Below are 20,426 nucleotides of genomic sequence, written 5' to 3' on the forward strand. Positions count from 1 at the left end.
TTTGCGACGACTCTATCCCGTCAACACTTCTACCCTAATATGCGTTGTATGTTTTATCTGTCACAATAGCAAGGGAAAAGCCAAGTATGCCATAATATTGATGGATTCGTCGGATGATGAGGACGCGGGAGGGTGTCTTGTCGATTCGTTTCCCGGCGCATCACCGATGCAGCCATCAGATCAAACCTGGTTCCCGTTATTGGGACTTCAAAAACAACGTCGAAACCAATATGGGGCGCGTTGGGCACTTGGTAAAGGGATTGCGGCATGTGGCGGAGATTGGCGTGAAGGCTTTGCGATTGGCGGCAGCGGCCTTCACCCTGGTGATTCTGGTTTCGGTTTCTGCCCTTGCGCCCGCAGCAGCAGCGGATGATTCCGTACTCGCCTATGGTGCCCGCATTGCCGGTGACGATGCCCGCACGCGTATCGTCATCGATATGGACCGGGCTCCCACCTTCACGGTTCACTACCTTGACAATCCCGTCCGTGTCGTTGTCGATCTCCCATCAACGGCATTCGGTTTCCCCGCCGGCAGTCTCAAGCCGACCGGTCTTTTCAAGGATATCCGCTATGGCACGATGGATGCGGACAGCGCCCGCATCGTGCTGACGGCAAAGAAACCGGTAAAGCTGGTTACAGCCAAGGTTCAGGCCGATGAGAGCGGCAAGGGCCAGCGCCTCGTGCTGGATGCCGAGATGCTGCCTGCTGAACAATTTGCCGAATTGGTGAAGAAACAGAACTGGACGAGCGGCGATACCGCCAAGGATGTCGGTCCGGTCGAGCCGACGCAGAAGGCCGATCCAAATGTGTTCCTCGTTGCAGTCGATGCCGGTCATGGCGGTATCGACGCGGGCGCGACCGGTACGGACGGCGTCACGCAGGAAAAGGACATCACTCTCGCGTTTGCGAAGATGTTTGCCGACAAGCTGAATGCGCAGCCCGGCATCAAGGCTTTCCTGACGCGCGACAAGGATCAGTATCTATCCCTATCCGAACGTGTGACGATCGCCCGGCAGAATCGCGCATCGCTCTTCATCTCGCTGCATGCCGATACGCTGAAGCAGAAGGATATTCGCGGCGCGACCGTCTATACCATCTCGGACAAGGCGTCGGACCGGCTCGCCAGCGAAGTGGCGGATCGTGAAAACAACTCCGATCAGATTGCCGGCACCGAGGCTCAGACGCAGCCGGCCGCCGTCAACGACATTCTGATGGACCTGACGCGCCGCGAGACTCAAGCCTTCTCCATTTCGCTGGCGCAGGATGTCCTGTCCTCGTTCAACGGCCAGATATCCATGATCAACAATCCGCATCGCCATGCCGGTTTCCAGGTTCTGACGGCGCCGGATGTGCCCTCGATTCTGCTCGAACTCGGCTTTCTCTCCAACAAGGAGGACGAGAAGCTGCTGCTCGATCCCGACTGGCGGCAGAAGGTCGCCGACCGGCTGACGGAGGCGGTGAAGCAATATCGCGTATCGATTATCGCAAACGGCGGCTGAGCGCGCCGGATGGGACGATCGGCAGTGGCTTCCATGTAACAGCGATGCATTTTAGAATTGGATGAAATTGGAATACCGACGGCGAGCCCTATTTTGCTCACATTCCCGCCGTTACAGCGAAGTATCATTTGCTCGCGCATGAAGCACGGCTCTGTCCTATTGCCGTCTTGCATTCACGCCGCGAGCGTGCAAAACGCCCGTGATTATGCGATGATCTCGCGCACGTGCCGCATGAAGAACAAGCACCGGTAGTATCAGATGATCAGACTGATTGGATATTTCTTTGGCCTCGGCTGCCTCCTGTTCCTAGGTGCAGCGGCTGCGGCTGCCATCTATCTGAGCGTGGTCTCGAAGGAACTGCCCGATTACGAGGTGCTTGCCAAATACGCGCCGCCGGTCACGACGCGCATTCACGCCGGCAACGGCGCGCTGATGAAGGAATATTCGCGCGAGAACCGGCTTTTCGTGCCGATCCAGGCCATTCCCGATCGCGTCAAGGCGGCCTTCCTGTCGGCGGAAGACAAGAATTTCTATAACCATCCCGGCGTCGATGTCGGCGGTCTCATCCGTGCCGTCGCCGTGAACCTGCAGAATATCGGCTCCGGCCGCCGCTTCGTCGGCGCGTCCACCATCACGCAGCAGGTCGCCAAGAACTTCCTGCTCTCCGCCGACCAGACCTTCGACCGTAAGATCAAGGAAGCGATTCTCTCCTTCCGCATCGAGCAGGCCTACAGCAAGGACAAGATCCTCGAGCTTTACCTGAACGAAATCTATTTCGGCCTGAATTCCTACGGCATCGCCGGCGCTGCGCTCACCTATTTCGACAAGTCGGTCAACGAGCTGACCATCGCCGAATCGGCCTATCTGGCATCGCTCCCGAAGGGGCCGTCGAACTACAATCCCTTCCGCCGTGCCGAAGCAGCGCTCACCCGCCGCAACTGGGTGATCGATCGCATGGTCGAGAATGGCTATGTCAGCCAGAGCGACGGTGAAGAGGCGAAGAAGCAGCCGCTCGGCGTCGTGCCGCCGAAGAGCGGCCCGTCGCTCTTCGCATCCGATTATTTTGCTGAGGAGGTTCGCCGTCAGCTGATCGACCAATATGGCGAAAAGACCCTTTATGAAGGCGGCCTTTCCGTTCGTACGTCGCTCGATCCGCAGATGCAGCTCGAAGCCCGCAAGGCCCTTCAGGATGGTCTGATCGATTATGACGAGCGCCGCGGCTACCGTGGCCCGCTCAAGCAGATTGCCACCTCGCAGGATTGGGGCGTCGAACTCGCCAAGGTTCCAAGTCTGAGCGACGTGCCGGAATGGCGGGTCGCCGTCGTCCTTTCCGTATCAGATCAAGGCGTCGATATCGGTCTGCAGCCGCGCGTCGATGCGGCTGGCAAGGTATCGGCGGAGCGGACGCGCGGCACGATCGCTCCCGCCGACATGCGCTGGGCTTATCGCTCGGCCGGTGGCAAGTCGGTCAAATCGCCAAGCGGCGTTTTGAGCCCCGGCGACGTGATTTACGTGCAGAAGAGCGGCAATACTGATTCGAGCAGTTATCGCCTGCGTCAGCCGCCGAAGGTGCAGGGCGGTCTCGTTGCCATGGACCCGCATACCGGCCGCGTACTCGCCATGGTCGGCGGCTTCTCCTACGCGCAGTCCGAGTTCAATCGCGCCACGCAGGCTAAGCGTCAGCCGGGTTCGTCGTTCAAGCCCTTCGTCTACGCTGCCGCCATGGACAACGGCTATACGCCGGCCTCGGTCATTCTGGACGATCCGCTGCAGATCACGCTTAGCAACGGCGATGTCTGGAAGCCGACGAACTACGAGGGCGAGGGCGGTGGCGTCCATACGCTTCGGTTTGCGATCGAACACTCGCGCAACCTGATGACGGTCCGTCTTGCTTCCGACATGGGTATGCCGCTGGTTGCCGAATATGCCGAGCGCTTCGGCATCTACGACCATATGAACCCCGTGCTCGCCATGTCGCTCGGTGCCGGCGAAACGACGGTGCTGCGCATGGTTTCGGCCTATTCGGTCATGGCCAATGGCGGCAAGCAGATCAAACCGACGCTCATCGACCGTATTCAGGACCGCTATGGCAAGACCATCTTCAGGCATGAGGAACGCGTCTGCGACAATTGCAACGTCAGCGCCTGGCAGAATCAGGACGAGCCCGTCATCGCCGACAATCGCGAACAGGTGCTCGATCCGATGACGGCCTATCAGGTCACGTCGATGATGCAGGGCGTCATCATCCGTGGTACGGCCGCCGGCAAGATCAAGCTCAATACTGACGTCGCCGGCAAGACGGGCACCACCAACGATGAGAAGGATGCCTGGTTCGTCGGCTACACGCCGAGCCTCGTCGCCGGCCTTTATATCGGCTACGATACGCCGGCCACGCTCGGCCGCGGCGGCACGGGTGGCGCGCTTGCCGCGCCGATCTTCAACGAATTCATGCAAGCCGCCACGAAGGATGAGGCGCCCGAGAAGTTCCAGGTTCCGGCCGGCATGACGATGGTTGCGGTCAACCGCGCGACCGGCATGGCCGCGCAGCCCGGCGAGCCGAATGCCATCATGGAAGCCTTCAAGCCCGGCACCGGCCCGGCCACCAGCCTGCAGGTCATTGGCGGCGGCGATGCCGCGGCGCAGGTGGCGCCTGAGGAAATCCTCAGAACATCGCCGCAGGCGAACCAGGCGGTCACGTCCGGATCCGGCGGTCTCTTCTGATCCGACCCAATTTGTCTGACCGACATGCCGCGGGGCTTTACACCAGCGGCATGTATATCTATGTCACCAGCACTCTTTGAATTGGATGACCGCTTATCTTGAGCGGTGAACTGAAGAAGTGGGATTATGCGAGCCGAAATCGAGAAAGTAGTCGATGAAACCAAGCAGGCTATCACCCTGCTGAGGAGGCATCTTTGACTGGGACCAGGCGATAAGACGACTGGACTGGTTAAACAACAAGTCAGAGGATCCGACCCTCTGGAACGACGCTGCCGAAGCACAGAAGCTGATGCGCGAGCGCCAGCAGCTTGACGATGGCATCAGTGGCGTGCGCGCGCTGGAGCAGCAGCTTGCCGACAATGTCGAGCTGATCGAGCTCGGCGAAGAAGAGGGCGACGCCGATGTCGTCCGCGAGGCTGAAGAAGCGCTCAAGGGCTTGAAGGCGGAAGCCGCGCGTCGGCAGGTGGAAGCCATGCTATCGGGCGAGGCCGACGGCAACGATACCTACCTCGAAGTCCACTCCGGCGCCGGCGGCACCGAGAGCCAGGACTGGGCGAACATGCTTCTGCGCATGTACACCCGCTGGGCCGAACGGCAGCGCTTCAAGGTGGAGCTGCTGGAAGTCCATGACGGCGAAGAAGCCGGCATCAAATCCGCGACGCTGCTCGTCAAGGGCCACAATGCCTATGGCTGGCTGAAGACCGAATCGGGCGTGCATCGCCTGGTGCGTATTTCGCCCTATGACAGCAATGCGCGCCGTCACACCTCGTTCTCGTCGATCTGGGTCTACCCGGTCGTCGACGACTCGATCCAGATCGAGATCAACGAAAGCGATTGCCGCATCGATACCTACCGCTCGTCGGGCGCCGGCGGTCAGCACGTCAACACAACCGATTCGGCCGTGCGCATTACGCACATCCCGACCGGGATCGTCGTGCAGTGCCAGCAGGAACGCTCGCAGCATAAGAACCGCGCCAAGGCGTGGGACATGCTGCGCGCCCGCATGTACGAGGCCGAATTGATGAAGCGGGAAGAGGCTGCCAATGCCGAAGCCGCCTCGAAGACGGACATCGGCTGGGGTCATCAGATCCGCTCCTACGTCCTGCAGCCTTACCAGCTGGTGAAGGATCTGCGCACCGGCGTTTCCAGCACGGCGCCGAGCGACGTTCTGGACGGTGATCTCAATGAGTTCATGGAAGCAGCCCTTGCGCATCGTATTAGCGGCGCCGCCGATGCCGTCGTCGACGACGTCGAATAAGGTTGCATCCGTTCAAGCATGAAAAAGCCCTGGAGACGGGGCTTTTTTTCATGGTGCATCCTGCCTGGCTGCTTCCGGCCTTTGGGGCTGACGCAGAATCTCTCTCAATCCGAAAACTGTTCCGCCAGGATCCTGTCCGACCATGACCTGTCCGGATCGGAGAGGATACGAGCCGTCGTATCCTCGCTCTGGCGGATCTGAATGCCGAGGACCGACTTGACCTCCGTATTGTCGGCGGCGGCGTTGACGGGGCGCTTATCCGCTTCGAGCACGGTGATGTCGACGGTCACCTTGTTCGGAAGGAGCGCGCCGCGCCAACGGCGGGGACGGAAGGCGCTGACGGGCGTCATGGCAAGCAGCGGCGCTTCCAGAGGCAGGATGGGGCCATGGGCTGAAAGATTGTAGGCGGTGGAGCCGGCTGGCGTCGTCACCATCAGCCCGTCGCAGATCAGTTCCGGCAGGCGAACCCGCCCGTCGATCTCCACCTTCAGCTTTGCCGTCTGATAGGATTGACGAAACAGCGAGACTTCATTGATGGCGAGCGCGACGCAGGAGCTGCCGTCGGCATTGCGCGTGGTCATCTGCAGGGGGTGAAACGCGTTTTCGACAGCTGCTTCGATGCGCTCGGCCAAGCCATCCGTGCGGTAGTCATTCATCAGGAAGCCGACGGAACCGCGATTCATCCCATAGACGCGTTTGCCGGTATTCATCGTCTTGTGCAGCGTCTGCAGCATGAAGCCATCGCCGCCGAGAGCCACGATGATATCCGCATCTTCCTGCGAGGTTTGGCCGTAGAGGCGAGTAAGCTCTTCCTGCGCCGCTTGAGCCTCTGACGCGGTGGAGGCGAGAAAACAAACGGATTGAAGATTGCGCGACATGCAATGTCCTCTGAATAGCGATTCTTCGTAATGTTATTCCCTTGCCGCGACAAGACGTTTCGCGCGAACTGGTGAATCGGTCGATCCCCAGCTTTGACGCCGATCGACCGATTTTCCCTTTACAGGATTTCAAAGTCTGTTATTTGGCATGCCCATACGCCCTTGTAGCTCAGTTGGTAGAGCACCTGATTTGTAATCAGGGGGTCGCGGGTTCGAACCCTGCCGGGGGCACCATCATCGCCTTAGTTTATAGGGCTTATAATAGATTTCTCATACATCGCATTTTACAGCATCATCCGCATTTTACAGATTAGCCTCGATTCGTTCCCTTGCTGATCGCGTCCACAATATCCTGCCCAGCCAGGTAATGACGCCTGATAATTGCCTCAGCATCCTCCTTCGAATGGCCGGAAATCTCAGCGATCAACTGAATTTTATCCTCATGTGACCGATCCAAGTTGGCATAGGCGAAGGTAATCGCCGTTCCTCTCAGGTCATGGAACGTTACCCCCCTTATCTTCAGTCGGGCCATCTCCTTCCGCCATGATGCCCGAAAGCCGCTTGACGTCCAGTTCTGCCCGAACGAGTTGACCAGAACTCTTTGGCGTTTTGCTTCCTTGGCGTCCTTCAGCACTGGCAGGATATCCGGCGCAGCGACGACACGCACCCTTGCTCCAGTCTTACCCTGCTTGATCGAAACCCGCTCTCCGTCGAAGGCTAGGACAGGCATTGTCAGGATATCTTTCTGCCGTTGCATTGTCCAAAGGGCTATCATCGCGACGTTACGGAGGTGCGGAACGGCATCATTAAGAAGCTTGTTCAGTTGCTCGTCACTCCAGATTATATCGCGACGGCTCCCCTCATGAAGCCTCTCCACTCGCTCCAGCGGGTTGCGAAGAATGGTCTCATTGTCCTTCGCCCATGCGAAGACACGCGCCAGCAGCCCCAGATGCATGTCAGCAGAACGGGGAGCTTCCTTCATGGTGTCTCGCCAAGTCAGAAAGCGCCGTCGGCTTCCACGGGCTTCTATGGCGGCGATAGGGAAGGTTTCATACTCGGCCCGGATAACCCCGAACATCCGCTCGTAATCTTTGCGAGTTGCCGCAGCCAATGCCTTATATTTTGCTGTGGCGCGAAACTCGTCGATAAGGGATCCTATGGTCCCAGCGGCGGCATGGACCGGCCGGTCGCGTGTCAGCCGCACATATTCCTGAGTGAAAGCCTTCGTCCCCGGCTTGGCGTTGATCCGCGGTGCGCCTTTGCCGCGCCAAGCATAGTAATAAATGGCCTCTGAGCCATCAGCCAACTTGACGCTGACCCTATGCACGCCCACGAGCTTTCCTTCCATTCTCCCAGTCCCTCAAAGCTTTCTCTGCGGTGTCTTCTTCACGATCAACCACAGCAAAGCTCTTCGGCGCGAATTCGATTTCGCCGGACGGGTGCATGATGACCCGGACGTTGTTCGATGCTGCGGCGGCTGCAGCATCAGAGATTTCGGCCTTGGTGTAAGTGCGGGCTCGGCTCATGTGCGACTATCCACATTGTTTCCACAGGCGGCCGTGGGTTTACCCTCCTTGCCATCGTTGGCATTTTGTTCTTGCAATAAAGAAGGGGTGGAGTCCGAAAGGGACCGTATGGACGATGAAAGATCACGAAGCAGATCCTTGATAAAGGCTCGCGCGTGCGTGATATCGCCGTCAGATCGGTTCAGGACGCTTCGGAGGCTATCAACCTTGAGCGCAGCCTCTTCCAAAGCCTCTCGTCTGGCAAACTGCTCGGCCCGTCGCAATTCATCGCGCATCCGCTTCATGCTATATCGAGGCATGAGATCAGAGCCTTGGTCATCAAGGCGGCGAGCCTCATCAAGATCGGCCTTTGAATACTCAGTCATGACGCCATCTCCAACGCTTCGACAGCATCACGCAAAGCCCTAAGCCTGATCTGGCATGCCGCAGCTTCTATATGGGAGTTTCTGGCCTTGTGAAACTTAAGCCAGGATTCGGTTTGGGAGATGAGGGCGAGGATCTGGGTCATTGTCCCACCTCCAGCAGCATAGACCGCGCTTTCTTGTAGCGCTGACGGCGTGACGGCCCATTCGGGTCTGACGCGATGATCCGAGCCGGATCAAGATTGTCGGCTATATCGGCTAGCTTTACGCGCCGTGCGATAGGATTGGCGGCGGCTCGGCGGACGAAATCGAAGTAATCCTCGCCATCCTGACGGGTGAGCGCCTGAACTGCGTCCCTGACTTCTGCCGAGAACTTGTGCGCCCGCAGATCATCGGGCTTGAGGTCCGTATCCTCAAGGATATCGTGAAGCACTGCGACGATCTTATCCGTTGGATCTTCCATAGCCAGCATGACGCGCAGCGGATGAAGGATATAAGGTGCGCCCCCCTTGTCTACTTGGCCTTTATGCCAGTAGGCGGCGAGCTGGATGGCTTTTGAGAGCATGTCCGTCACTTCCGCACCTCATCGTTAAGAACGGCGCGGCCCGATCTGTAAAGGCGGATGCAGTTTTTGCATGCCTGCGCGAGAGGAAGATTGATCGTCATCCGATACGATCCGGTGAAAGCCGTCGTCTTGCATAGCGGCGCACTCAGATGTCCGGCACGAATGATGTTTCCATAATAGGACTCACCCGTCTCGCAGACGAGATGAAGTTTTGCGCCTGATTTGATTTGGGCGTATCGCATCACAGCCCCTCCAGCTTAGATAGGAGGGCGCGGCCGTTTTCCTGGGCGGCGTAAAAAACGCGATCAATGATCGATGCGCACAGATACTTGCGACGCGGTGACAACCCATCCCAGAAATCCATGGAGCCGCCATTCTGGGCAGCATATTCATCGCTCCAGATAGCCATGGCGAGTGCGGCTTCGGCGTGTGGTTTCAGATTGCGGTCAGTCATTGGTGTTTTCCAATTTAGAGAGGAGAGACCGACCAGCGTCGGTGATTATCCAACCATCTTCGCCGGCCGCCGCCTTTCGAATTAATCTGTCTTCCTCCAGCTTTTGGAGCGCTTTATGGGGGCGATTATAGGTTTCGCCCCGATCAGACAGTTCCAGGATATCCAGTAGGATGAAATGGGGTACGGTAGCCTTCTTCATGACTGGTGGTCTCCCAGCTTAGAGAGGAGGGCGCGGGCAGCCCTCAGTTCCGGCGCTTCGTTTCCATCGCCATCTTGCGTTTCGGCGTAGTTGGTCAGAAAGGCGCGAACAAATGTTGCCGTCTCTTCCATGATCTCCGCAATGCGGAGGCGTTCGGCCGAAAGAGCCATAGCGATGCTCAAGACGTCTTCGCGCTTGTCGTGATCGGAAAGATTTTCTCTGGAATCGTTCGCCCACAATCCGGAATACAACGTGCGGGCGCGCTCCATGATATCGTCCGGTATCTTGCTCATTGCAGGGATTCCTTGTTCTTGCGGATCGCGTTCCGGCTCGTGACCATCGTGTAGCCATCGGCGAAGCGGACGCAGCAGCTATTCATGGTGCCGCGCGCCAGAACCTCGCATGGCTGGCCTTTGCGGCCCTGGCGATCCCAACGGTAAATGTAGGGAAGTGGCGCTGTGCTCATTGCAGCGGCCCTCCGTTGGCAATGCCTTCGGCTTGAGCCCGCGCCTGAGCAACATATGAGGTGACGAAGGCCTCAAGCTCATCATGTGCCTCTGCCGTATCGATGACCATAGAATGCAGGACGCCCATGAGCGCGGTCAGAATGCCGCCGGTCATCACTTCGGCTTGCTGATTAATGCCAAGCGCCCTGAAATCGGGATGATTGAAAATGTGAAGCGCAAGGGAGACGACCATGCGCCTGATCTCATCAGCTACGGCGTCCGTCTTGCTTGTGGGGTCGAAAGGTTTCATTCCCCCCTCCCATCGCTAGAGCTGATGGGGGGAGGCGGAGGAAGAGGACGCCAGTGGGTCGGTTGCCAGTTGCTGAGAGAGCTGCGCCATGATCCCCGGGCGGGATTTTTGTGGTAACCCCATCGAACAATATTATAAGCTACCCATCCTTTCCCAACCATTATGCCGAGAATTTCGGGACCATGACCATATGGCTCTGGCCTCCCTTTCGGAGCCGTTTCGATCGGCAGCCACCCGTCGCCGTCACCGGCTTCTATAGGTTCATGGAAATAGTGGATCTGGTGGCCGTACTCGCGGGCCTTTTCCTCTTCGAGAGCGACGTTCAGGCTCATGTGAAAACAGCCGGTGCTGTCCTCGTACCAGGCGCCGACCGGCTCCTTCAAGCAAACCACTCCGCCTATAGAGGAGAGGTAAGCCGAGATGACACGGTGCATTGCGTCCTGCGGTAGAGCATAGTGCTGATCATGCATGACATTGGCGAGTTCTTGCTCTGCGGCTTCGAGAGCGCGTTCGTGCGGTGTGGTCATTGGGAGGAGTCCTTATCTAGCTCGCGCCGTATCGCCTCGCGCTCAAGCTCAATGGTGTTGCGGCAATTGCGGATTGCGGTTTGGACAATTTCGGGAAGGTTAATGCTGGCGAAAGATGAGAGAATTTTCTCAGCCTCTTTGGCCCCGGCAAGGGCCGATGCAAAGTTTAGATGCACCGACAATGATGCTTGGTCTCGATCTCGGCCCGTAAGCTGTGTGCCGTACTGTAGAAGCCATTCAAGCGCCTTTTTGTTCTCGCTGATGGCTTTGGCGGCGGATTCTATACGTGCGGTGTTCATGGTCACGCCCCCTTGCCAGAGAGGGCAGCATCCTCTTCAAGCATCCGCTGCCAGCGATGAAAGCCGTTCAGCTTACGGTCGGCTCGGCTTTCGTCGTAATCGTCGCCGATCAGCTCGCGCAGCCATTGGACCGCCGCGTCCAGATCAGCGATCTCTTCAAACAATGCCTGACGGTTCGGTTTGCCGCTGACAGGTTCGCTCTGGTCGAGGCCCTGGATTAAGCAACGGGCAAGGATAGTCGCAAGCTCGCTGGCTTCCTCGCATGCTTTTCCGAGAGCTTGGTGGATAAGCACGTCCGGCTCGGGTTTCCAAAGGGTTATGCTCACTTCCCGTCCCCCTTCTGAGAGAGGGCGGCGGACGTTACGATAAGTGCTGAGGCGATATATGTGATGCGTTTCATTGATCTTCTCTTTCCCGAAGACGGCCGGCTGTTGCCAGGCGCTGATTGATGATTGCGGCTGCAAAAGGTTGAGCGTCATCGCCCATGTCGGACCAGAGGCCGAATATCGTCAGGGCGAGAATGTGAGGATCGATCCCGGCACGCCGCCAGAATTCCATTTCGTTCATGGAGTGCTGGATGCGGTGCTGTTCCGGTAAAAGTGGGAGTGCCCAGCGGTCGGGAGCCTTCGAACCTTTCCCGCGACCATAATGGCCGAATTGCGGGAAAGCTGACGAAAGGTGTGCGGCTTCGACGCCGTACTCTCCAGAGACGCAGCACGGCAGGCTATGGATGAAAGACAGATAGCTCTTCGACTTCGTTGCCTTCCGCTTCGGCGTGGGCTCGAAATTGGTGTTGGCGATACGGAAGGCTGTCATGCTCGCCTCCCAAGCCAAGACACAACCCGATCGAGGATCGACTTGCGAGCAGGAGCGACGACCGGATTCCGCGCGGCTATTTCCTTCTTTAGCCGTTCGGTCGTCTCGGCTCGCTTCTCGATATAGGCGAGGGTGGATTGACGGGCGTGGGGATAGCGGCGGAGATGTTCGTGGGCGGCGCTCACACGGCACCTCGCGCATAAAGATCGCAGATCTGACCAGCATTGAAGAGATCGGCACGAAGCTCGGCAATGCGGCCAACGAGCTCGGGGATCTGATCAGGCCAAACCCACCAGACCGGAAACGTGCCTTCGTCCTCGGCGCGCTGAAAGTCGCTGCCTTGTCGGACGCGCCGCCCAAGGCTGTCGAAGCACATGGCGGTGAAATGATGGCCGCGCCATCCCTTCGTGTCGCCATGCTCGGCGTTGTTGTATTTCGGATGGCGGGTAAGCCAGGATTGGGCCTTGTTCACCCACTCTTGCTTGCTGGTGAATTGCTGGTCTTCAAAGGGAGGCGTGAAACGTAGTTCGGTCATGCTACCCTCCCAATGTCATTGATGATGCGATAGACCCGGCGAGCCTCGTCGACGCTGCGAATTTCAGCAGTGTGGTATTCCTCGATGCCGAGGACATGGGCGATCATCGTGTAGAGCTCGCGCCTGCCATACCGTCCAGACTTCCAAAGCGGGTCGAGGATGCGGTGAATGTGCTGGCGAGCTTCCTTGATTTCGCGGGTAGGAATGCAGCCGAGCGGGTTTGTGCGGTCCTTGGTCTTATGGTGGCAGCCGACGAAGTTGCCGCAGGCATCGCATTTCCAGAATGGATGCTGTGCTAGGTCGCCGCGGTGCGGATAGATTTCCTTGCCGTCAGTGAGGCGAACCTGAACGTCGACTTGGCAGCCGCAGCAGAAGATTGAGCGCGTCTTACTCATTCTACACCGCCTTTCGGCGGCCAGATCGTGACCGTCTCGCCGTTTTCCATAGCCTCTCGGACCAGCCAGACGATCTCCTCATCGCTATTGAACGGAACATGGGTGCGGCATAGATGGCCGTCGGCATCGCGGGTTTCCGCTTGCCAGCCAGCTTTACGAACGTCTTCGGGCGTTTGTAGGTTGACGGGATTCGGGTTCTTCATGCCGCGCTCCTGTCATTCGCGCCTTCATGGAAGCCGCCGCGGATTGTCTCGGTGAGGTGGATTCCGTTCGTGTCGCAGAAGGCGATGGCGTAGGTAATAAGGCTCGCCGCCCGGGCGACAGACATTTGCGCCGTGCTTTCGCGAATGTTGACGAACTCGCCTTCCAAGCCCGGGACGAATTCAACTTCGCCAGCCGTGGCTTTGGTATGGCCGGAAACGAGAAGAACCTTCCATTCATCTGCATCGCGGCGCCTGCCAGCCCATGTCATGTGAGACTTGGCAATGTCGGTGCAGATCGCATGGAACTTGGCATTCTGATCGAGGCTGCGTGTCGCCGGCCCGATCGTCATGGCGCTGCCTTCCGGCGCAGACCGAAGGGCGGAGATAGCATTCTCGCGCACTCGGTCGTTGATAAGGATGAAACGTTGCTTCTTCTGGGCCATGTCGATCATCCCGCCATAAGGGGATGGCTTTGCAGAGCCTTATCGACATTCGCCGGCCGCTTTTGCCGAGCAGCTTCGAGCCGCTTTTTCAACTCCAGTGCATCGCCGGGGTGACGAGCCCAAAAAATCTGCAGGCTGGCCCGGTTCGCGTCTTCCCATTTCGCCACCGCGATGGGGTCGAGGTTTGCAATGTGCTCGACAACGGCGTCGAAGAATTTGCCATCAGGCACATTCTCGAGAGCAAAGCCATCGCCCCACCAGATGGTGAGCGCATCCTTGCCGCCGATCGCGCGGAGCCGATTGTCCTGCTGCTCCTGAATGACGATTTCGGAAGCCGTAAGGTCCAAGACCTTGGCGCGGTCCATCTCGGCTTCGTCATAGAGGCCGGTGAACTGCTCCGGCCATCCGGCGCGCAAGGCCTGCATTTCCGCGCACTTGGCGATCATCAGGCGGGGCATGCGGCACCAGTTTCCGGAATCGTCCAGCGTCTGCTTGCCGGTTTTGTAGCTCTTGCCGTTGTCGTTTTTAGCCCATTCGTCCTTTATCGGGGCGAATTCATCCCAAAACGCCTGACCGGCGACTTCGTACCAAGTCCCGTCCTTCTGGTCCTGTTTCCAGAGATAAACAGTCGCCGAGACAATGCCCTGAGGGTTGAGTGGGCTGATTAGATTCTTGTCGATCTCATAAGTCGGCGGCTTGCTGGCAGGTCGATAGTCGCCACAGCGCTGCGCAATGACGCGTTGGCCGTCGCGGCTGATGATGATCGTCATCTTACGCTTCGCGGCGTCATTCTTCGAAAAGACCATTGGGATGATCTGCCCGAGGAACGGATCAAGGCCCTTGGCCTTAGCAACCTCCATATAAAGATTGAATTCGTCGTCGTTGGTATCCCTGGCGACCGTAGATTTGACGAGCGCGATCTGACGGGGGCTCATGTCGAATTTCGTGATGGCGTTCATAATCACTTCCTCCGTACGGAAAGGCTGCGGCTGCCGTTGTCGAGAGTGGCGCCGGGAACGGAACCTCCGTCGAGCGCAGCCCTGAGGGCTTTCTTGTCGAGCTTCGGAGCAGGGCGCTCTTGCTCGATCCAGAACCTTGTCGGGATATCGGCCTCGTTGAGGACGATAAGGCCGGGCGCGCGCTTCGTCAGAGTCAACGTTGCCGTCGGCAGGCGAAAACTATCCTGCTCTGTCGCGATCATGGCCTGTTCGATCGTGGCCCGGATGCGCTCGGCTCTCTCTTCCATCCGGCGGCGCCGGTCGGCAAACTCGGTTTCCTTGGCCTTGAGCCCGACGATCTGGATCTCGCACTCGTCAATCTCGTCGAGCGCAGTCTGTATCGCCTCAAGAAGATTCGTCTCGCCTTCTATCGTGTCGGCAACCAACTCTTGGTCGTCATCGACGCCCTGAGCCCGAAGGTTGGTCATGAGACGCTTCGCGGCCTCGGCCTGCCGCGCGACATTGAATTCAGCGTCGTGCGACATGGACGGAACTCTCCTGATTTCTAAGCTGCTGGACGCGAAGGGCTTCGTTGGCGCTGGAAAGAGCGCCCCAGCCGATCGCAGTGAAAAATCCGATGAGCATCAGCATCGCGAAGAGCTGCTGGACCGCCGTGAACCGGATAACCGGGGTATCCCGAAGGTCGAGCATCGGGGCGACGGCGCATTCGCCGGCGGTGCAATGGCATTCTCGATATATTTTTAGGTCGCATCGTTGCATTTCGGACCTCGTTGGAAAGATGATTTTCGAAATCCCGCGTTTGACGGCGGGATGCCGAATGCCATCGGCTTAGTCGGCGACCCTGCGGGCCAGTTCTGCATAGGGATCGAATTCGCGATCGGTCCGGAACATGATCTTGTCGCCGGGCTCGAAGGCATGGGGAGCATGTGTGTCATGGCCTCGAAGATGTTCGAGCTTTCCAGGGCTTTCGAGGATCGCGTAAAGGATCGTCATTCCCTGCGGCGCATCGGGATCGGCGAAGACCGCGACGCGTTCGGCTTCGAGAACGTGATGGTGTCCGGTTTCGCTGTGACCGATGATGAACTTGCCTTTTTCCTTTTCGACCGGCTTGGCCGAAGCGGGGATTTCGTCGACGCGGAACATCCGGATTTCGCCCTGTGCTCCAAGAGTTTCGATAATGCGCATGCGTAGTTCCTTTCCGTTTCAGGTTCTGATGGTTGGAAATTCGAAGGATTCGACCGGAAGGCCAGTCAGCCACGCTTGAGCTGACTTCACGGTGTTGCATTCAGGGGGAACCCCGATCGCAAATTCGCGGTTTGTGCCGCAGCGTGCATGGATAAAGCGGCTCTTGCGGTCGAGATCGGGAAGCTGGGCTTCAACGAGAGCGCCGCAAAGCGGATCCGGATGCTCGTCTATGACCTTAGCGTTCAGTTCGCGGAGAACATTGTGCCAGCCTACGATTTCCAGAGCAGCACGGCGCTGTTCGATGTTCGTCCAGGTCAAAGCCGTTTTGGCCGTCAGGCTTTCCCTATCCTCGATCCACTCAGCCGGGATCTGGACCCCGTGCCAGTAATAAAGGCACCAGCCATCACGCCAGCGATGTGACGGGCCGTTCTCGCAGTGCGGCCGGTTTTGGTCGTCTACCTTCAGGACTTGGGGAAAATCCGACACAAGGCAGAATTCCTCGTGCATGACACGAAAGCCGCCGTGGATTGCTGCCTGTTCCCAATGCGCATAGCCTTCATGCTGGCGCAGCTCAAGGCCGAGAATGTCTCGGCAGGCCGTCAGATAGCAGTCGTAGCCGGCCCACATGTTGCCGCCTTGATACGAATTGTACCAACGCGGCGCGCAACTGATCCCGAGATCGCCGCCAAGATCTCGGCATACGCGCGCCGCTGCGCTCTCTGCGAGAGCTTTCGCGCCTTTGGCGTGAGACTTTTTTTCGGCATCCGTCGCGGCATCCGTCGCGGCAAGCGTCGCGGCATACGTCGCGGCAAGCGTCGCGGCAAGCGTCGCGGCATCCGTCGCGGCAAGCGTCGCGGCATACGTCGCGGCATGCGTCGCGGCATGCGTCGCGGCATGCGTCGCGGCAAGCGTCGCGGCAAGCGTCGCGGCATCCGTCGCGGCATGCGTCGCGACATCCGTCGCGGCATGCGTCGCGACATCCGTCGCGGCATCCGTCGCGGCATCCGTCGCGGCAAGCGTCGCGGCATACGTCGCGGCATACGTCGCGGCAAGCGTCGCGGCATCCGTCGCGGCATTTTGTTTTCGAGCGTACCAAATCGCGGCAGAAGCACCGTAAGCGAATGCCATGACCAGAGGCGACGGAACGATGACGATACGCGGCGTCTTCAGGCCTGCGACCTTGTAAAGCCCCTCGATCGCAGGAATGATCTTCTCCGGCTCGATTGGATCAGTGCGCATGGCGCGGCTGATCCAGAGCTTCGAATGTTCATCCATTCGAGCCTTTTCTTCCAGCGTGATGCCGCCTTCGGCTCTGTTCTTGGTACGAACGATGTTTACCATTTACGGTATTCCCTCTCAAAATATTGGATGGCTGATGATCAACGGCCGATGGAGATTTCCGGAATGCGGGTCGTCGAATAGGACAGGGGCATGGCGGCACGCCGGCGGAAGACGGGAGCCTCGACATTGCCGGCGACCGCATCGCTCCATTCCCGAGCGGCGGCCGCGCCGATTGGCGTCTTGTCGCTTTCGATCTGGTTGGCAATTTCGTTGAAGAAGAAATTGTCGACGACGTGCGCCGAATTGATTCGGCTCGGACGCGTCAGGACGCGATTGCCGATCTCGATAGAGGCGACGTAGAAATAGCTATCGTCCTCGCAATCACTTTCGAGGGTTGCCGTCCCGTAAAGCAAGATGCCTTCGCCGTAGCCAGGGAGCTTCACTTCGTCGAAACTGAATTCAAGCGTTGTCATTGCCATCATCCTCTGATGCCGCTGCGTCAGGCGCAAAGCTGCTGAATGTCGGAAAGCTTGGTGCGGAGGGTTTTCACCTCGGCCAGAAGAGCCGGCTTCTCGATGCTTTCGCTGCGCCCGAAATAGACGCCGAGCAAATCCATGGGATCGATGTGCAGGACGCGGCAGATTGCAACGAGCGACCCAACCGAGACGCGGTTCGTGCCCTTCTCGTATTTCTGGACCTGTTGGAAGGTGACGCCGAGTGCGTCGGCTAGACCGGTCTGCGTGACGCCACGGATCTTGCGGAATTCCTTGATGCGGGCGCCGACTTCGATGTCGATATTTTCAATGCGCTTTGCCATTTCCGTTCCTCATCTTTCGCAACCGTTTCTTCGTGCCATGGCAGATCAGTCGGTGCGGTGTTGATGAGATTATGAAAGCATATCTTTCAAACGGCTGCAAGCGAAAAAAGAAAGCATTGCTTTCAAAAATGCGTGGTGACGCAAAATAAAAGCCCCAGAGGCGAATCAACACCTCTGGGGCAGGAATGGATCAGGCGATAATTTTGGTTATTCGCCGCTCCGAAGAACGTAATGAACGCTCTTAACTCGATGACCCTCAAATCTCAGCGTTTTAGGCGGGTTGAATTGCTCTAGGACAAGTTCTTTATCGGTTCGCTTCACAAGCTTTTTAATGTAGGCGAGCGGAGGCTCATGCTCCTCAATATGAACTTCGGCAATAACGTAGTCGCCTTTGACGGGGCGGCGATTGGGATTGACGAAAACAGTTTCGCCATCCTCATAGCGCGGCTCCATCGAGCTTCCTGAGATCTGCACTGCGTAGGCATTCGGAATGCCGCTCAAGCTTGGCGGTGCAAAGATGTCATCTAGGCGGTTACCATTCAACACAAACTCGCCATCCTCTCCACCCACTGCAGACCCATATTGGGGAACCTTAACCAGGCTGCGGGCAAATTCGCCTGTTATCCTGGCATTCGCAGGCTCTCTCGGCCCTGTAGCAGAAGATAATAGCTTCTCGCCCTCGTTGTAGGCAAGCCATTCTATTCGCACGCCTGCGATGCGTGACAACACCGTGAGAGCATCGAGCCCTACTTCCTTGCCAAGCTCCCAATTGCCAACAGCACCCCGCGTCACCTCTTTACCTTCTCGTGTAAGGAGATCAGCGAGTGCCTGTTGTGATCGCAGCTTCAGAATGTCGGCGCGCAGGTGCCGAATTCTTTCGCCTCTTTCGGGGTCAATTTTGCGTGCAACTGTCATGTCGGGAATATGCATGAAGAAAGCCGATCTTTCATCGAAAGAGATGCTTGCGCTTTTGTGAAAGATATGCTTTCAATGGGCGCATGGAAAACGTCTGCGACATCGCCAAACTGAAAGCCGGTGGCCCCGCCGCCCTAGCAAAAGCCTTGGGTGGCGTCACCTCCCAGGCCGTATCCCAATGGAAGAAAGTACCGGCTGAGCGCGTGCTTGATGTCGAGCGCATCACCGGTATTTCGCGGCATGAATTGCGGCCGGATGTCTTCGGAAGTGCGGAGACCGCAGCATGAGCGCCGAAGCCCAGATCATTCCCGAAGACATCCACGATGCCGCTGTCCGCGCGGTTGATGCCGATCGAGAAGATTTTCTGCTCGCAAAGGTGTCTGACAATCAAATGAACCTTCGGAAGGTAGCAATCGCCTGCGTCGAAAAGGCGATCCTGGCCGAGCGCGAGCGAAGCGCCCAGCCGCGCAAGAAGATCATCGAGGCAATGTGCGATCTGCCTCACTCGATTAACGACGACAGAGTTGAATTTCGCTTCGACAGTCGGCGTTCCGGCAACAACGCACTCGATCAGCTTCTGACCGCCCTTGAGCACCGCTTCGGCGCTGCGAAAGGCGGTGCGTGAATGATCTCCCGTACCTCTCTCGCCAACGAGATCGATGAATACGATCAGCAGATTGCCGATATGAACACCGGCAAAAGGGATTGCTTTGATGCCTATCGGGCGCAACTCGTTGCCGGCGGCATGGACAAGACAAACATCAAGACCGAAATCGAGGCCGTCAAGGCTGCGATCAAGCGTCGTCGCGCTGCCAAGAAAGACCCGATGGCCGTCGAGGAAAAAGACGCGCTGATCGACGAGATTTTTGAGGAGATCACGACGTCGCCTCGTGCGCCGCGCGCCACGCGAGAAAACATTGAGAAATTTGACCGCGAAACAGGCGAAATCCTTGACGACAATTCCGAGACGGTGGGCGGCTTTCCGGTTGCTGCAGCGCCGACCAATGCGGAGGAAACCGGCGCCACTCAGCAACGCGACAACGAGGCTGACGAGGTACCGCATCATCTGGAACCAACTCGTGGTGATGATGACGGGATCGCTGATAGCGATAGAAGGAGCCACGGGCAGGCAGCTGGTCGCTACCCTGAGAGCCAGACGGACGGGAACGGAACCGTGACAGTTGTCGGTACCGAGAGCGGAACCGTCGCCAGTCCGAAGGTGCTCGACGGACGCTCCCCGGTCGCAGGGGAAAGCAGGCACCATTGCGACGTGTCGGAAGACGAAGCCGGTCAGACCCTCACCGGCAACCCTATTCCAGAGTTCGATCCGACTGAGGATCGCAACCTCCCTAATCCCATTTTGAAGCTGAGGCCGCACTGCCTTCACCCAGGCGGAGATGACTGCGGCGGCTACGGGAAAAATCATTGCCGTGACTGCCTCAGAGCAATGGAGGGCGCGGTATGACCTCTGCGTGTGCCAATCGCCTCGTTGCTGCGGTCGAAGACATTCGCGCACGTCGCTGTCGCTCCATCACGGTCACAGAAGACGGCACGGTCATCATCGTCTGTGCCGAAACGGGAAAATCTGCCTCGGGCCGGACGGTCCGCGAGGCCAAGGAAAACTTTGAGAGGGCAGCATGAGCACCGCCGTCGCCTGCTTCCTCATTGCCATCATCACCGGAGCCTTCTTCGGAACTGGCATTTTGCTCATCCGACGCATCAAACCGAAAGCTCCAGATTCCACAAACACAGGTGCCGTCGAAGGTGATGATCGGAGCTTCCGAGATCCCAACGACGGCGATTGATTTTTGAATGGGTGCGGTGGCGCTCACA

At 58.1% G+C, this 20,426-nt stretch carries 34 protein-coding genes and 1 tRNA gene; 9 read left to right on the plus strand and 26 right to left on the minus strand.

Going from position 1 to position 20,426, the window contains the following annotated elements; all coding sequences use genetic code 11:
• Nucleotides 1-230 precede the first annotated feature (230 nt).
• From PH562_RS16450 to prfB, 3 genes are all read left to right on the plus strand, one after another.
• Nucleotides 231-1,499 carry an N-acetylmuramoyl-L-alanine amidase gene (locus PH562_RS16450; RefSeq protein WP_483315358.1) on the plus strand — a complete coding sequence of 423 codons (1,269 nt, stop codon included), beginning with the start codon at nucleotides 231-233 and terminating at the stop codon, nucleotides 1,497-1,499.
• Nucleotides 1,500-1,757: 258 nt separating this feature from the next.
• Nucleotides 1,758-4,220, plus strand: a complete 2,463-nt coding sequence (locus PH562_RS16455; RefSeq protein WP_285174176.1) for a penicillin-binding protein 1A — start codon at nucleotides 1,758-1,760, stop codon at nucleotides 4,218-4,220.
• A gap of 126 nt (nucleotides 4,221-4,346) precedes the next feature.
• Nucleotides 4,347-5,478, plus strand: a protein-coding gene (gene prfB, locus PH562_RS16460; protein ID WP_113232995.1) for a peptide chain release factor 2 whose coding sequence is annotated in 2 segments (ribosomal slippage) — nucleotides 4,347-4,415 and nucleotides 4,417-5,478 — 1,131 coding nt in all. Because the reading frame shifts where the segments join, the coding sequence is not laid out codon by codon here.
• Between the two features lie 104 nt (nucleotides 5,479-5,582).
• On the opposite strand, the gene PH562_RS16465 is transcribed toward prfB, so the two are convergent.
• A complete protein-coding gene (locus tag PH562_RS16465; RefSeq protein WP_113233719.1) occupies nucleotides 5,583-6,356 on the minus strand; it encodes an NAD kinase in 774 nt (257 codons plus the stop codon).
• Between the two features lie 158 nt (nucleotides 6,357-6,514).
• Between PH562_RS16465 and PH562_RS16470 the strand changes: the two genes are divergently transcribed.
• Nucleotides 6,515-6,590 (plus strand) — tRNA-Thr (locus PH562_RS16470).
• A 76-nt stretch (nucleotides 6,591-6,666) separates the two neighbouring features.
• Here PH562_RS16470 and PH562_RS16475 read toward each other — a convergent pair.
• The 25 genes from PH562_RS16475 to PH562_RS16595 all read right to left on the minus strand — a co-directional run bounded on the left by PH562_RS16475 (nucleotide 6,667) and on the right by PH562_RS16595 (nucleotide 18,608).
• A complete protein-coding gene (locus tag PH562_RS16475; protein WP_285174177.1) occupies nucleotides 6,667-7,704 on the minus strand; it encodes a tyrosine-type recombinase/integrase in 1,038 nt (345 codons plus the stop codon).
• Nucleotides 7,676-7,882 carry a hypothetical protein gene (locus PH562_RS16480; protein ID WP_285174178.1) on the minus strand — a complete coding sequence of 69 codons (207 nt, stop codon included), beginning with the start codon at nucleotides 7,880-7,882 and terminating at the stop codon, nucleotides 7,676-7,678. The genes PH562_RS16475 and PH562_RS16480 overlap by 29 nt, the downstream gene beginning before the upstream one ends.
• Nucleotides 7,879-8,247 carry a hypothetical protein gene (locus tag PH562_RS16485; RefSeq protein WP_285174179.1) on the minus strand — a complete coding sequence of 123 codons (369 nt, stop codon included), beginning with the start codon at nucleotides 8,245-8,247 and terminating at the stop codon, nucleotides 7,879-7,881. The genes PH562_RS16480 and PH562_RS16485 overlap by 4 nt, the downstream gene beginning before the upstream one ends.
• A gap of 139 nt (nucleotides 8,248-8,386) precedes the next feature.
• Nucleotides 8,387-8,809 carry a GTP pyrophosphokinase gene (locus PH562_RS16490; protein WP_285174180.1) on the minus strand — a complete coding sequence of 141 codons (423 nt, stop codon included), beginning with the start codon at nucleotides 8,807-8,809 and terminating at the stop codon, nucleotides 8,387-8,389.
• Between the two features lie 241 nt (nucleotides 8,810-9,050).
• Nucleotides 9,051-9,263: a hypothetical protein gene (locus PH562_RS16495; protein WP_285174181.1), complete on the minus strand. Its 213-nt coding sequence runs from the start codon at nucleotides 9,261-9,263 to the stop codon at nucleotides 9,051-9,053.
• A complete protein-coding gene (locus PH562_RS16500; protein WP_285174182.1) occupies nucleotides 9,256-9,462 on the minus strand; it encodes an eS19 family ribosomal protein in 207 nt (68 codons plus the stop codon). Before PH562_RS16500 ends, PH562_RS16495 begins: the two co-directional genes overlap by 8 nt.
• On the minus strand, nucleotides 9,459-9,755 hold the full coding sequence (locus PH562_RS16505; protein WP_285174183.1) for a hypothetical protein: 297 nt from the start codon (nucleotides 9,753-9,755) through the stop codon (nucleotides 9,459-9,461). Before PH562_RS16505 ends, PH562_RS16500 begins: the two co-directional genes overlap by 4 nt.
• Entirely contained in the window at nucleotides 9,752-9,928 is a 177-nt protein-coding gene (locus PH562_RS16510; RefSeq protein ID WP_285174184.1) for a hypothetical protein, read from the minus strand. The genes PH562_RS16505 and PH562_RS16510 overlap by 4 nt, the downstream gene beginning before the upstream one ends.
• Nucleotides 9,925-10,218, minus strand: coding sequence for a hypothetical protein (locus PH562_RS16515; protein ID WP_285174185.1), 294 nt, complete (start codon nucleotides 10,216-10,218; stop codon nucleotides 9,925-9,927). The genes PH562_RS16510 and PH562_RS16515 overlap by 4 nt, the downstream gene beginning before the upstream one ends.
• Nucleotides 10,215-10,745 (minus strand): hypothetical protein, encoded by a 531-nt coding sequence (locus PH562_RS16520; protein WP_285174186.1) that lies wholly within the window; start codon nucleotides 10,743-10,745, stop codon nucleotides 10,215-10,217. The genes PH562_RS16515 and PH562_RS16520 overlap by 4 nt, the downstream gene beginning before the upstream one ends.
• Nucleotides 10,742-11,044, minus strand: a complete 303-nt coding sequence (locus PH562_RS16525) for a hypothetical protein (protein WP_285174187.1) — start codon at nucleotides 11,042-11,044, stop codon at nucleotides 10,742-10,744. The genes PH562_RS16520 and PH562_RS16525 overlap by 4 nt, the downstream gene beginning before the upstream one ends.
• Before the next feature lie 2 nt (nucleotides 11,045-11,046).
• Complete coding sequence (locus PH562_RS16530) at nucleotides 11,047-11,523, minus strand: nucleoside triphosphate pyrophosphohydrolase family protein (RefSeq protein WP_285174188.1); 477 nt, start codon at nucleotides 11,521-11,523, stop codon at nucleotides 11,047-11,049.
• A complete protein-coding gene (locus PH562_RS16535; protein WP_285174189.1) occupies nucleotides 11,441-11,860 on the minus strand; it encodes a DUF968 domain-containing protein in 420 nt (139 codons plus the stop codon). Before PH562_RS16535 ends, PH562_RS16530 begins: the two co-directional genes overlap by 83 nt.
• A 181-nt stretch (nucleotides 11,861-12,041) precedes the next feature.
• A complete protein-coding gene (locus PH562_RS16540; RefSeq protein WP_285174190.1) occupies nucleotides 12,042-12,395 on the minus strand; it encodes a hypothetical protein in 354 nt (117 codons plus the stop codon).
• The gene (locus PH562_RS16545) at nucleotides 12,392-12,790 is read right to left on the minus strand and encodes a zinc-finger-containing protein (protein WP_285174191.1); all 399 of its coding nucleotides are present in this window, start codon (nucleotides 12,788-12,790) and stop codon (nucleotides 12,392-12,394) included. The genes PH562_RS16540 and PH562_RS16545 overlap by 4 nt, the downstream gene beginning before the upstream one ends.
• Entirely contained in the window at nucleotides 12,787-12,993 is a 207-nt protein-coding gene (locus PH562_RS16550; RefSeq protein ID WP_285174192.1) for a hypothetical protein, read from the minus strand. Before PH562_RS16550 ends, PH562_RS16545 begins: the two co-directional genes overlap by 4 nt.
• On the minus strand, nucleotides 12,990-13,436 hold the full coding sequence (locus tag PH562_RS16555; RefSeq protein ID WP_285174193.1) for a recombination protein NinB: 447 nt from the start codon (nucleotides 13,434-13,436) through the stop codon (nucleotides 12,990-12,992). Before PH562_RS16555 ends, PH562_RS16550 begins: the two co-directional genes overlap by 4 nt.
• Nucleotides 13,437-13,441: 5 nt before the next feature.
• A complete protein-coding gene (gene bet / locus PH562_RS16560; protein ID WP_285174194.1) occupies nucleotides 13,442-14,395 on the minus strand; it encodes a phage recombination protein Bet in 954 nt (317 codons plus the stop codon).
• Between the two features lie 2 nt (nucleotides 14,396-14,397).
• Nucleotides 14,398-14,919, minus strand: coding sequence for a siphovirus Gp157 family protein (locus PH562_RS16565; RefSeq protein WP_285174195.1), 522 nt, complete (start codon nucleotides 14,917-14,919; stop codon nucleotides 14,398-14,400).
• Entirely contained in the window at nucleotides 14,903-15,085 is a 183-nt protein-coding gene (locus tag PH562_RS16570; RefSeq protein WP_285174196.1) for a hypothetical protein, read from the minus strand. Before PH562_RS16570 ends, PH562_RS16565 begins: the two co-directional genes overlap by 17 nt.
• A 138-nt stretch (nucleotides 15,086-15,223) precedes the next feature.
• Nucleotides 15,224-15,580 (minus strand): hypothetical protein, encoded by a 357-nt coding sequence (locus PH562_RS16575; protein ID WP_285174197.1) that lies wholly within the window; start codon nucleotides 15,578-15,580, stop codon nucleotides 15,224-15,226.
• An 18-nt stretch (nucleotides 15,581-15,598) separates the two neighbouring features.
• Nucleotides 15,599-16,921 (minus strand): DUF6745 domain-containing protein, encoded by a 1,323-nt coding sequence (locus PH562_RS16580; protein ID WP_285174198.1) that lies wholly within the window; start codon nucleotides 16,919-16,921, stop codon nucleotides 15,599-15,601.
• 38 nt (nucleotides 16,922-16,959) lie between these two features.
• Nucleotides 16,960-17,334 (minus strand): hypothetical protein, encoded by a 375-nt coding sequence (locus PH562_RS16585; protein ID WP_285174199.1) that lies wholly within the window; start codon nucleotides 17,332-17,334, stop codon nucleotides 16,960-16,962.
• 26 nt (nucleotides 17,335-17,360) lie between these two features.
• A complete protein-coding gene (locus PH562_RS16590) occupies nucleotides 17,361-17,678 on the minus strand; it encodes a helix-turn-helix domain-containing protein (protein WP_285174200.1) in 318 nt (105 codons plus the stop codon).
• 207 nt (nucleotides 17,679-17,885) lie between these two features.
• Nucleotides 17,886-18,608 (minus strand): S24 family peptidase, encoded by a 723-nt coding sequence (locus tag PH562_RS16595; protein WP_285174201.1) that lies wholly within the window; start codon nucleotides 18,606-18,608, stop codon nucleotides 17,886-17,888.
• 68 nt (nucleotides 18,609-18,676) lie between these two features.
• On the opposite strand from PH562_RS16595, the gene PH562_RS16600 reads away from it, so the two are divergent.
• Genes PH562_RS16600 through PH562_RS16620 form a run of 5 tightly spaced genes read left to right on the plus strand, consistent with a single transcriptional unit; the run spans nucleotide 18,677 to nucleotide 20,398 of the window.
• Entirely contained in the window at nucleotides 18,677-18,880 is a 204-nt protein-coding gene (locus tag PH562_RS16600; protein WP_285174202.1) for a transcriptional regulator, read from the plus strand.
• Nucleotides 18,877-19,218, plus strand: coding sequence for a hypothetical protein (locus PH562_RS16605; protein ID WP_285174203.1), 342 nt, complete (start codon nucleotides 18,877-18,879; stop codon nucleotides 19,216-19,218). The genes PH562_RS16600 and PH562_RS16605 overlap by 4 nt, the downstream gene beginning before the upstream one ends.
• Nucleotides 19,219-20,058: a hypothetical protein gene (locus PH562_RS16610; protein WP_285174204.1), complete on the plus strand. Its 840-nt coding sequence runs from the start codon at nucleotides 19,219-19,221 to the stop codon at nucleotides 20,056-20,058.
• A complete protein-coding gene (locus PH562_RS16615) occupies nucleotides 20,055-20,234 on the plus strand; it encodes a hypothetical protein (RefSeq protein ID WP_285174205.1) in 180 nt (59 codons plus the stop codon). Before PH562_RS16610 ends, PH562_RS16615 begins: the two co-directional genes overlap by 4 nt.
• Nucleotides 20,231-20,398, plus strand: a complete 168-nt coding sequence (locus tag PH562_RS16620; RefSeq protein ID WP_285174206.1) for a hypothetical protein — start codon at nucleotides 20,231-20,233, stop codon at nucleotides 20,396-20,398. The genes PH562_RS16615 and PH562_RS16620 overlap by 4 nt, the downstream gene beginning before the upstream one ends.
• Nucleotides 20,399-20,426: the final 28 nt, after the last annotated feature.

It is taken from the genome of Rhizobium centroccidentale, from assembly GCF_030182565.1.
Lineage (GTDB): Bacteria > Pseudomonadota > Alphaproteobacteria > Rhizobiales > Rhizobiaceae > Rhizobium.